This is a genomic window from Leisingera coralii (genome assembly GCF_049056525.1).
Classification (GTDB): domain Bacteria; phylum Pseudomonadota; class Alphaproteobacteria; order Rhodobacterales; family Rhodobacteraceae; genus Leisingera; species Leisingera coralii.
The window spans coordinates 23522-34297 of the sequence record NZ_JBHUPT010000025.1 but is presented as its reverse complement, the minus strand read 5'-3'; the positions used below and the strand labels follow the sequence as shown (position 1 = coordinate 34297).

8 protein-coding genes are annotated in these 10776 nt (G+C 66.4%); 2 read left to right on the top strand and 6 right to left on the bottom strand.

Features of this window, described 5'->3' with window-relative positions:
• Positions 1–249: 249 nt before the first annotated feature.
• Both ACFMBG_RS10470 and ACFMBG_RS10465 read left to right on the top strand, forming a co-directional pair.
• The gene (locus ACFMBG_RS10470; protein ID WP_421054635.1) at positions 250–2040 is read left to right on the top strand and encodes an aminopeptidase P family protein; all 1791 of its coding nucleotides are present in this window, start codon (positions 250–252) and stop codon (positions 2038–2040) included.
• A 74-nt stretch (positions 2041–2114) separates the two neighbouring features.
• The gene (locus ACFMBG_RS10465; protein WP_421054634.1) at positions 2115–2456 is read left to right on the top strand and encodes a DUF427 domain-containing protein; all 342 of its coding nucleotides are present in this window, start codon (positions 2115–2117) and stop codon (positions 2454–2456) included.
• 191 nt (positions 2457–2647) lie between these two features.
• On the opposite strand, the gene ACFMBG_RS10460 is transcribed toward ACFMBG_RS10465, so the two are convergent.
• The 6 genes from ACFMBG_RS10460 to ftsZ form a co-directional block, all read right to left on the bottom strand.
• Positions 2648–2839 carry a hypothetical protein gene (locus tag ACFMBG_RS10460; RefSeq protein WP_421054633.1) on the bottom strand — a complete coding sequence of 64 codons (192 nt, stop codon included), beginning with the start codon at positions 2837–2839 and terminating at the stop codon, positions 2648–2650.
• Between the two features lie 195 nt (positions 2840–3034).
• Positions 3035–4717: a chloride channel protein gene (locus tag ACFMBG_RS10455; protein ID WP_421054632.1), complete on the bottom strand. Its 1683-nt coding sequence runs from the start codon at positions 4715–4717 to the stop codon at positions 3035–3037.
• Between the two features lie 89 nt (positions 4718–4806).
• Positions 4807–6456: a DNA repair protein RecN gene (gene recN / locus ACFMBG_RS10450; RefSeq protein WP_421054631.1), complete on the bottom strand. Its 1650-nt coding sequence runs from the start codon at positions 6454–6456 to the stop codon at positions 4807–4809.
• Positions 6457–6483: 27 nt separating this feature from the next.
• Entirely contained in the window at positions 6484–7332 is an 849-nt protein-coding gene (locus ACFMBG_RS10445) for an outer membrane protein assembly factor BamD (protein ID WP_421054630.1), read from the bottom strand.
• A 237-nt stretch (positions 7333–7569) separates the two neighbouring features.
• Entirely contained in the window at positions 7570–8505 is a 936-nt protein-coding gene (gene lpxC, locus ACFMBG_RS10440; protein ID WP_421054629.1) for a UDP-3-O-acyl-N-acetylglucosamine deacetylase, read from the bottom strand.
• A 211-nt stretch (positions 8506–8716) separates the two neighbouring features.
• Positions 8717–10423, bottom strand: a complete 1707-nt coding sequence (gene ftsZ, locus ACFMBG_RS10435; protein ID WP_421054628.1) for a cell division protein FtsZ — start codon at positions 10421–10423, stop codon at positions 8717–8719.
• Positions 10424–10776: the final 353 nt, after the last annotated feature.

Sequence of the window (10776 nt, the reverse complement as noted above, 5' to 3'; positions counted from 1 at the left end):
ATCCGGCGCATGGCCCAACGGGCCGCAGCGCATCTGAGATGCGCTCAGGCCGGGCGGGAGCCCGCCCGTTCGTCCGCCCCTCGCATTGTGCCGTCAGGTCCCGGGAAATCTCCCCGCCGCCGCCCTTGCCAGCAGCAGGGCGATTTGGGACAAGAAGGGGCGCGTGCCCCGGCCCGCGCGTTTTCTTTGCCGCGGCCCCGGAATGCGCAAGCGTCCTGCCGCCCCGCCCCTTTAGCAGGAGACATGCCGATGTATCAGACTTTCGACGTGACCGCCCGCCCGGACCAGGGGCCGCCGCGGCTGGCTGCGCTGCGCAAGGAACTGGCTGTGGAAGGGCTCGACGGTTTCCTGGTGCCCCGCGCCGACGCGCATCAGGGCGAATACGTGGCGCCGCATGACGAGCGGCTCGCCTGGCTCACCGGTTTCACCGGCTCGGCGGGCTTCTGCGCGGTGCTGCAGGGCATTGCCGGCGTTTTCATCGACGGCCGCTACCGCACCCAGGTGAAGCGCCAGGTGGCTGCGGAGTACACTCCCGTGCCCTGGCCCGAGGTGCAGCTGGCAGACTGGCTGAAGGAGCAGCTGACGCATGGCGGCAAGGTGGGGTTCGATCCCTGGCTGCATCCCGCAGGGCAGCTCACGTCGCTCACCAAGGAGCTGGCGGGCAGCGGCATCACCCTGGCGCAAAGCGAAAACCTGGTGGACCGGATCTGGCAGGACCAGCCTGCACCGCCGATGAACCCTGTGGCGGCGCACCCGCTGGAATACGCGGGCGAAAGCGCTGCGGACAAATGCGCGCGGCTGGCCAAGGGCCTGCAGGACGCGGGCCAGGCGGCGGCAGTGATCACCCTGCCCGACAGCATCATGTGGCTGTTGAACATCCGCGGCAGCGACGTGGCGCGCAACCCGGTGGCGCATGGCTTTGCCATCCTGCACAGCGACGCGCGGGTGGACCTGTTCATGGCAGCGGAGAAGCTCCAGGGCCTCAAGGGCCACTTCGGCAGCGCCGTCACCGTGCATCCGCCCGAAGACTTCCTCAAGGCCGCGGCGGCCCTCAACGGCTCTGTCGCCGCGGATACCGGCACCGTGCCGCAGGTCGTGGCCGATGCGCTTGGCGACCGCCTGGCAGCGGCGGGCGACCCCTGCGCCCTGCCCAAGGCGCGCAAGAATGCCGCCGAGATCGCGGGCAGCGCCGCCGCCCACCTGCGCGACGGCGCTGCGATTGTCGAGATGCTGGCCTGGCTGGACGCGCAGGCGCCCGGCACCATCACCGAGATTGATGTGGTGAAGAAGCTGGAAAGCTTGCGCAGCGAAGACCCTGCCCTGCGCGACATCAGCTTTGAAACCATCGCCGGCACCGGCGAGAACGGCGCCGTCATGCACTACCGCGTGACCGAAGAGACCGACACCCGGCTGGAGGACGGCCACCTGCTGGTCCTGGACAGCGGCGGCCAGTACCTGGACGGCACCACCGACATCACCCGCACCATTGCCATCGGCTCGCCCGGAGACGAGGAGCGCGCCGCCTATACCCGCGTGCTGCAGGGCATGATCGCCATGTCCCGCCTGCGCTGGCCCAAGGGGCTGGCCGGCCGCGATATCGAATGCATCGGCCGGATGCCGCTGTGGCTGGCGGGCCAGGATTTCAACCACGGCCTCGGCCACGGCGTCGGCGCCTATCTCAGCGTGCATGAAGGCCCGCAGCGGCTGGCGCGCACCAGCCATGTGCCGCTGGAGCCCGGCATGATCCTGTCAAACGAGCCCGGATACTACCGGGAGGGAGCCTTTGGCATCCGGATCGAGAACCTTCTGGTTGTCGAAGAGGCCCCGGCCCTTGACACCAGCGACCCGGAGCGCGACATGCTGTGCTGGCGCACGCTCACCTTTGCCCCGGCAGACCGGCGGCTGGTGGATGCCTCCCTGCTGCCAGCGGACGAGAAAGACTGGCTCGACAGCTATCACCGGGAGGTTCTGGCAAAAATCGGCCCGCTGCTCAGCCCCGCCGCAAAGGCGTGGCTTGATGCCGCAACCGCCCCCTTGTGACACTGCGGTGTTACATAGGCTGCTACATAGACTGAACCAAAGACGACAAGACCGAAGAGAATGGGAAAACACGCATGACCACTATCCGTATCCGCAAGGCCGAAGGCACCTGGACCGTCCGTTCCGGCGGCGCCGTATTGGGCGAAACTTCCAATGCGCTGGAGCTGACGGAGGGCGATCTGGATCCGGTCATCTATTTCCCGCGCGAAGACATCGCCATGGCGTTCCTCGACCGCACCAGCAAGACCACCCATTGCCCGCACAAGGGCGATGCCAGCTACTTCTCGATCGCCAACAAGTCCTCGGTGACGGAAAACGCCGCCTGGAGCTATGAGGATCCCAAGGAAGAGGTGGCGGAAATAAAGGGCCATCTGGCCTTTGTGCTGAGCGACTCCGTCAAGGTGGAGCAGGTCTGAGCCGGCCTGCCCGGCTGCGGCGGCACCAGCGCGGCGCATCCCCGGGCGCCCCGCCAAAGGGCGGACAGTCTGAAACATCCCGCACCGGCGCCCTGGCGCCGGTGTAATTTTTTGCGGACCCGCGCAGAAAGGCAGCGGCCGTCTGCCGCTTCAAACAGCGCCCGCTTATCGTTGGAAAAGGCCTGGGAGCGTCAGGTGAGCACAGCCCGGCTGAGGTTCTGCCTGGCTTGCTCCAGTGAATCACCTGCGCCGAGAATATCCGTTTCCCGCGCGCACTGAATCGCGTAGTTGATCACCGCTTCCAGTGCCGCCCGCTCGTTTTCCCGCTCGTCCGCCTTATGTTTCGCACCAGCCTCTTGCGGGCCAGTTTCGAAGTTTTGCATCTTGTTGCCTGCCGATGTGAGTGTTTTGCGGTATTCTCACGCAATGTTCAGCCAGAGATTGCTGCAGGGCAATGCACAGATTAATTAATCCTTAACCTGTATCCAAAATCGCACATATCCGGGGAGCAATGGGGAAAGTTTCCCCTAAACCGGCACGGGTTTGCGCGGGCGAAATTGCAGCTTTTCCCCCTGCCCCTACCTGTGTTCCTCAGCGGCGGTCGCGGCCAGGGCGCGATTGTAGGCCTTAAGCGCATCCACATGGTAGAGGGCGCCGATGATCTCCTCCGTGCCGCCCTCCTCCATCATCACCGGCAGATAGGCAACGCCGGCCCGGTCGAACACCGGCATCGCCGCCTCCAGCGAGGCGGAGGCGCGGATGCACAGCCCCTCCTCCACCAGCGCCTGGCACTCCTCCAGCGAGGCGCAGCGGCTGTCGCCCATCGGCCGCATCACGGTGCCGGCGCGGATCAGGGCCAGCAGATAGGCCTGCGGGCCGGCCGCGCAGTGGATGCTGCGCTTTTCCAGCTGGGTGAGGAAGAAGGAGCGGTCGACCAGCCGCGACGCCAGCGCGGTGGACATCGACACCGAGACCATCACCGCCAGGCCGATCTGCCAGTCGCCGGTGAGTTCGAACACGATGAGCGTGGTGGAGATCGGCGCGCCCAGCACTGCAGCGGCCACCGCCCCCATGCCGGCAAAGGCGTAAAGCGTGTGGGTGCCCGACACGTCCGGCAGCACCGAGGTGGCAATCAGGCCAAAGGCCAGCCCGGTCAGCGCCCCGATCATCAGCGAGGGCGAGAACACCCCGCCGCCCATGCGCCCGCCCATGGTGATCGCCACGGCGGCAGTCTTGACGACGGTAAAGATCACCGCCTGGCCCAGCAGCAGCCCGCCGGTCAGCGCCAGCACGGTGGTTTCATAGCCGACGCCGATGATGTGCGGGTACCAGACCGCGATCACGCCCAGCATGGCGCCCGAGACAGCGGGGCGCAGCCAGCGCGGCAGGCGCAGCCGTTCCTGCACCTTGTTGCCCACCTTGTCGGCAAAGAAGATCGCCCGCATCTGGACCACTGCCACCAGGCCGCAGATCAGGCCCAGGATCAGGAAGGCCGGCAGCTCCACATAGAACTGCAAGGCGCCGGGCGTGTTCAGGGTGAATTCGGTGACGTCGCCGTATTCCAGCCGGTTGATCACGGTGCCCGCGACCGAAGCGATCACGATCGGCGCAAAGGCATTGACCGCGAAATGGCGCAGCACCACCTCCAGCGCAAACAGGGCACCGGCAATCGGCGCGTTGAAACTGGCCGACACCGCCGCCGCCACCGCGCAGCCCAAGAGGTCGCGCCCGGTGATGCCGTCGGCATTGATCCGGTTGCTGACCCAGGTGGAGATGACGCCCGCCATATGCACCACAGGCCCTTCGCGCCCCGTCGAGCCGCCGGTCGACAGCGTGATGAAGGAGGCCACCGCCGAGGCCAGCCCCTCTTTGTGCTCGACGCGCCCGTCGTGCAGCGCCGCGCCCTCGATCACGTCGGCGACCGAGCGCACCCGCCCGTCCGGGGTGAACCGGTCGAGGATCAGGCCCACCACCAGCCCGCCGCCCGCGGCGATGGATACCAGCACATACCAGGGCAGGCCCTGCGCAAAGCTATGCAGGTAATCGACATCCGGCGCGCCATAGACCCAGGCCTGCAACGCGGCGATCCCCTTGCGGAAGAACAGCGCCGCAAAACCGGCGGCGATGCCGATCAGCAGCGCGATCAGCCAGAACTGAAACTGGCTGGGGCCGCGGTGGCGCAGCACCCGCCAGATGTCCTTGAGGGCGGCCAGCCATTGCAGGGAGATTGCGGAAAGGGACGAACGGATTTCTTGCACCATAACCTGCCAGCGGGTCTTTTATTTTCAATGGCCTACAACTGCCATGAAGCCAGTTAAAGAACCCTCACCCGGCCAGGTGCTGCGGCAGGCTATCCGGCCAGCAGTGCGCGGGCCGCGGCGCGGGCCTCGTTGGTGATGGTATCACCGGACACCATACGGGCAAGCTCATCCACCCGCTCGGTGCCATCCAGCGGCACCACCTGCGACAGGGTCATGCCGTCGATCACCTGCTTGCGCACCTGCCAGTGGTGGCCGCCAAGTGCCGCCACCTGCGGCGAGTGGGTCACCACCAGCACCTGGCCGCCGCTGGCGAGGTTCCGGAGCCTGCGGCCCACGGCATCCGCCGTCGCGCCGCCGACACCGCGGTCGATCTCGTCGAAGATCAGCGTCTTGCTGGCATCCTCGCCGCGCAGGCAGACCTTGAGCGCCAGCAGGAAGCGGCTCAGCTCCCCGCCCGAGGCGATCTTGTTCAGCGGCCCGGCAGGCGCGCCGGGGTTGGTGGCAACGGTAAAGGCCACCGCATCCGTTCCGTCCGGTCCCGGCTCTGCCGTGGTGATGCGGGTTTCGAAAACCGCGCGCTCCATCTTGAGCGGCGCCAGCTCCGCCATCACCGCCTTGTCCAGCGCCGCAGCGCCCTGGCGGCGCACGGCGCCCAGCTGCTTGGCGGCTTGCGTATAAGCCGCCTCTGCCGCCTTCAGCGCCGCCTCCTGGTCAGCCAGGTCCTGGTCGCCTGCGTCCAGCGCCGCCAGCTTGGCCCGCAGGGTTTCGGCATAGTCGCCCAATTCGTCGGCCTGCACGCCGTGCTTGCGCGCCAGCGCGCGGATCGCAAACAGGCGCTCCTCGCAATCCTCAAGCTCGCCCGGGTTGAAGTCCAGGCTGCCCAGCACCCGCTCGACCCCGTCCTGGGCATCGCCCAGCTCGATCATAGCGCGCGAAAGCGCCGCCAGCGGCTCATCCAGACCGGTTTCGTCTTCCCGGCCCGCGACGCCCTCCAGCCAGCGCTGCGCCTCGCCCATGGCAGCCTCGGCGCCCTCGCTGAGGAGCGCATGGGCACGGGCGATGTCGCCTCGGATGCGCTCTGCCGCCTGCATCTGGCGGCGGCGGGTGTCCAGCGCCTCATCCTCGCCCGGCTGCGGATCCAGCTTGTCCAGTTCGGCAACCGCATGGCGTAGGAACTCTTCCTCGGCCCGCACCGCCTCCAGCGCCGCGCGGGTGGCCGCAACCGTCTTGCGCGCCTTGGCCGCACCGGTCCAGGCCGCGCGCACCTCCGCCAGCAGCGGCTGGGTGCCGGCATACTGGTCCAGCAGCGCCATGTGCCCGCGCGGGTTCAACAGCCCGCGGTCGTCATGCTGGCCGTGCAGCTCCACCAGGGTTTCCGACAGCGCCCGCAGCACCTCGCCCGAACAGCGGCGGTCATTGACCCAGGCGGTCTTGCGGCCGTCGGCGGTGTTCACCCGGCGCAGGATCAGGCTGTCGCCGCCGGGCAGGCCGGCTTCCTCCAGGATGGCATGGGCAGGATGGTCCGCGGCCAGGTCGAATTCCGCCAGCACCTCGCCCTGCCGGGCGCCCTGGCGCACCAGTTCGGCACGGCCGCGCCAGCCCAGCACAAAGCCCAGGCTGTCGAGAAGAATGGATTTGCCGGCCCCGGTCTCGCCGGTCAGCACATTCAGCCCGGGCTGAAAGTTCAGCTCCAGGTGGTCGATGATCAGGATATCCCGGATATCAAGCGCGCGCAGCATCGCCCCGCCCCATTGCCGCAGCGGCCGTTACAGCCACTGCCCTTTCACCGTTTGCCGGTAGATCTGGCTCAGCCAGTTGTTGCCGCGGTCCTTGGGCTCGAGCCCGCTTGCGGTCAGCAGCCTGTAGCTGTCCTCATACCATTCGGTGGACTGGAAGTTATGGCCCAGGATCGCCGCCGCAGTCTGTGCCTCGGCAGTCAGGCCCAGTGACAGATAGGCTTCGACCAAGCGGTGCAGTGCCTCAGGCGTGTGGCTGGTGGTCTGGAAGTCCTCCACCACTACCCGGAAGCGGTTGATCGCGGAGGTATAGTGGCCGCGGCGCAGGTAATAGCGGCCGATCTCCATCTCCTTGCCCGCCAGATGGTCAAAGGCCAGGTCGAATTTCAGGATGGCTGAAGTGGCGTACTGGCTGTCCGGGTAGACCTCGATAACCGTGCGCAGCGCCTGCAGCGCCTGGAAGGTCAGCCCCTGGTCGCGGCCCACCTCGTCGATCTGGTCGTAATAGCTGAGCGCCAGCAGATACTGGGCATAGGCCGCATCCTCATCCGCCGGGTAGAAATCGATGAACCGCTGTGCCGCGGCGCGGCTGTTCTCGTAATCCTTGCTGGAATGGTAGGCAAAGGCCTGCATGATCACCGCCTGTTTCGCCCACTCCGAATAGGGGTACAGGCGCTCGACCTCGGCGAAGTAATAGACCGCATCCTTGGGGCGCCGGTTGGCCAGCTCGAACTCGCCGCGCTCATAGATCTGATCGGGGGAATAGGCCTCGACCGACTCGCCGCGCTTGACTGCGCCGCCGTCGCCGCCGCAACCCGCAAGCACTGCCATCAGAACAACCGCGCCGAGGGTTCTGGCTCCTGCCCTGATGCCGTTCATAATGCCTAACCTCACCGTCATTGACTTACGGGTGTCCGCCCCGGTTATGCCGTCTCTAGCATATTCGAATGGCGCGCAAAACGCCTTTCGCCACTTCCGCGTTCACATGGCAGAGAAAGCCGGCCGCGGTCAAGGCTGTGCGGAAACGCCTGCCCTCCGGCTGCCCTTCCGTCACAGGAAAAGACCCGGGACATGAGGGTCCCGGGCCAGTTGTCCGCTCGTTCCTGTTTCTTTGCCTTATGCCACGCGGCGCTGCTCTGCCGGGATTTCCGACCAGATCAGGCCCTGCCCCGGAAGCCGTGCGGTCATCGCTGCATCGCAGACGACGGCCCGGACTGCGCCCGGCTCCGCAAACAAGGCACGCAGCAAGGTGTTGGTCAGCGCGTGCCCCGCGCGCTCCCCAACGTAGCGCCCCAAGATCGGCCCCCCGGCCAGCGCCAGATCCCCCAGCGCATCCAGCATCTTGTGGCGTACAGGCTCGTCCGAGTGGCGCAGGCCTGCGCCGCTCTCGACCCGTTCCCCGTCAAACACAACCGCGTTTTCGCCCGGCACACCGCCCAGAGCGAGACCGTTGGCCTGCATGGTTTCGACATCCGCCTGGCGGCAGAAGGTGCGGCTGTCGCACAGCTCGCGCGCAAAGCTGCCGTTGCGCATGTCCAGAACTTTGCTCTGGCGGCCGATGGCGGCCTCGGCAAAGTCGATGTGGAATTCGATGGTCAGCCGGTCCGACGGCAGCAGGGTGGCGCGGGCGCCGTCCTTTTCCACCGTCACCGGCTTCAGCACTTCATAGGCGGTCGCGGGCACGCCCTGGCGCTGCACGCCATACTGCATGATGCCGCGCACGAACGGTGCCGAAGAGCCATCCACGATCGGCACTTCCGGGCCGTCGATCTCGATCAGCGCGTTGTGCACGCCGCAGCCTGCCAGCGCCGCCATGATATGCTCGACGGTGGAGACGCTGACGCCGGAGGTGTTGACCAGCCGGGTGCAGAGCGGGCTGCGCTCAACCAGGTCCCAGCGCGCCGGAACCACGGTGTTGCCCAATGCAATGTCGGTGCGCTTGAACACGATGCCATGTCCGGCCGGAGCCGGGATCAGGACCATGCGGGCGGGTTTGCCGGAATGCAGGCCAACCCCTTCGAATGCCACCGATGCTTTGAGCGTATTCTGCACGTTGCGCCTCGTTTCACTATTTCCGGCCTCGGGGGCCGTGTTGCGAAAGAGAGTTAAGGTTTTGCAAAAAATCCTACAACTCAATCTTTGTAACGGTTTGAAACATGGCTGTAACAGATAGGCAAAACACCGCTCAGAACCGCGCAAACTCCTGATTTAAAACAAGAAAGCCGCCCAAAAGGCGGCTTTCATCGGCGTGATATGTGATGCGTCAGTTGGCCTGGCGGCGCAGGAACGCGGGGATCTCGATACGTTCCTGGTCGGGATCGGCCTGCTGCGCCTGAGCCTGCTGCGGCTGCGCCGAGGGGGCCGGCGCCTGCATCGCGGGCTGCTGGCGCACCGCCTGGGGCTTCTGCTTGGCCGCCGGGGTTTCGGCTGTTCCGGTCATCCGGTGGATCAGCGAATTGAGGCCAAAGCGGCGCTGGCCCTCGGGCTGCTGCTGCTGTTGCTGCGGAGCCGGTGCGGCGGGCGCCACCGGGCGCGGCTGCTGGGCTTGCGGCTGCTGAACCCGCTGGGCTGCGGCCTGCAGACGCTCCAGCGCCTGCGGCGACGGGGTGCCAGGTGCGGGCGCCTTGGGCGCGACAAAGGCGTCGGGCTGCTGTCCGGCGACATCCGCCTGCGGGCGGAATTCCGGCACCTGCGGCTGATAGGCCGGCGGCGGCAGGCCGTCATCGCCCATCTGCTCGGGCTCTTCGAAGACGTCGCCGGACTGGTCCTGCTCGGCGGCCTGCTGCACGTTCATTTCTTCGAACAGCGACGGCTCTTCCAGCTTGGCGGCGGGTTCAACAGCCTCGGGGGCCGGAGCCGGTGCCGGGGCAGCTTCGGCCGGTTTCGGCTGTTCAGCCGGGGTTTCCAGCTCCAGCGGCGCGGCGCGGGTTTCCTCGACGCTGACGGTCTGGCGCAGCGGTGCCGACATCGGACGGCGCGGCACCGGCATTTCGGTGTTCACGTCGGTCGCGTCGATGCCGGTGGCCACGACGGAGACCCGCATCCGGCCTTCCATGCCGGTGTCCAGGGTAGAGCCGACGATGATGTTGGCGTCCGGATCCACTTCCTCGCGGATGCGGTTGGCGGCTTCGTCCAGCTCGAACAGGGTCAGGTCGTGCGAGCCGGTGATGTTGATCAGCACGCCCTTGGCGCCCTTGAGGCTGATCTCGTCCAGCAGCGGGTTGGCAATCGCCTTCTCTGCGGCCTGCACGGCGCGGTCCTCGCCCTCGCCCTCGCCGGTGCCCATCATCGCCTTGCCCATCTCGTCCATCACCGCGCGCACGTCGGCAAAGTCGAGGTTGATCAGGCCCGGGCGCACCATCAGGTCGGTGACGCCTTTGACGCCCTGGTACAGCACGTCATCCGCCATCGAGAACGCCTCGGTGAAGGTGGTCTTCTCGTTGGCAAGGCGGAACAGGTTCTGGTTCGGGATGATGATCAGCGTGTCGACCACCTTCTGCAGGCTTTCGACGCCTGCTTCGGCCTGGCGCATCCGCTTGAGGCCCTCGAACTGGAACGGCTTGGTGACGACGCCAACGGTCAGCACGCCAAGTTCACGCGCGGCCTGCGCGATGATCGGTGCGGCGCCGGTGCCGGTGCCGCCGCCCATGCCCGCGGTGATGAAGCACATGTGCGCGCCGGCCAGGTGGTCGACGATCTGCTCGATGCTTTCCTCAGCCGCGGCGGAGCCGACCTGCGGACGGGCGCCGGCACCCAGCCCCTCGGTCACTTTCACACCCAGCTGGATGCGGCTCTTGGCCGAGCTTTGCTGAAGCGCCTGCGCGTCGGTATTGGCGACGACGAATTCGACCCCGTCCAATTCCTTGGCGATCATGTTGTTGACGGCGTTGCCGCCGGCCCCGCCGACACCAAATACCGTGATCTTCGGCTTCAACTCTTCCTGCCCGGGCATCGAAAGATTCAACGTCATGCTCTTACCGCCTGTGTTACCCGCCCTCCCGCAAAGGGCTTATTCCTGTCCTATTCACCATAATCTTACCGCGCAGCGGATGATGCGTCATCCCAAAAAGCACTTTGTGCCACAAAATAAGGTCTCATTCTAAAACCAAATCGCGGTATTTCGCCGTCCCTAGCAGATATTGCGGTTCAAGCACAAGCCACACACAACAAAGCCGTCGCGCCCGCAAATCACCGATTGCGGGAGAAGGTCTGTCTGATACTTGGCTGGCCACTGCCCGGCCTGCTGACTCGCCGCTTTTCGCGGACGTTAAGAACAACCTAACGGGTCCTTCCGGCGCTGTCACGCCCTCTTTGCCCATTCCG

Bases quoted from the DNA above. Each gene is read 5' to 3' on its own strand.
- ACFMBG_RS10465 (WP_421054634.1), top strand. From the start codon at position 2,115: ATGACCACTATCCGTATCCGCAAGGCCGAAGGCACCTGGACCGTCCGT.
- ACFMBG_RS10460 (WP_421054633.1), bottom strand. From the start codon at position 2,839: ATGCAAAACTTCGAAACTGGCCCGCAAGAGGCTGGTGCGAAACATAAG.
- ftsZ (WP_421054628.1), bottom strand. From the start codon at position 10,423: ATGACGTTGAATCTTTCGATGCCCGGGCAGGAAGAGTTGAAGCCGAAG.
- ACFMBG_RS10455 (WP_421054632.1), bottom strand. From the start codon at position 4,717: ATGGTGCAAGAAATCCGTTCGTCCCTTTCCGCAATCTCCCTGCAATGG.
- ACFMBG_RS10470 (WP_421054635.1), top strand. From the start codon at position 250: ATGTATCAGACTTTCGACGTGACCGCCCGCCCGGACCAGGGGCCGCCG.
- ACFMBG_RS10445 (WP_421054630.1), bottom strand. From the start codon at position 7,332: ATGAACGGCATCAGGGCAGGAGCCAGAACCCTCGGCGCGGTTGTTCTG.
- recN (WP_421054631.1), bottom strand. From the start codon at position 6,456: ATGCTGCGCGCGCTTGATATCCGGGATATCCTGATCATCGACCACCTG.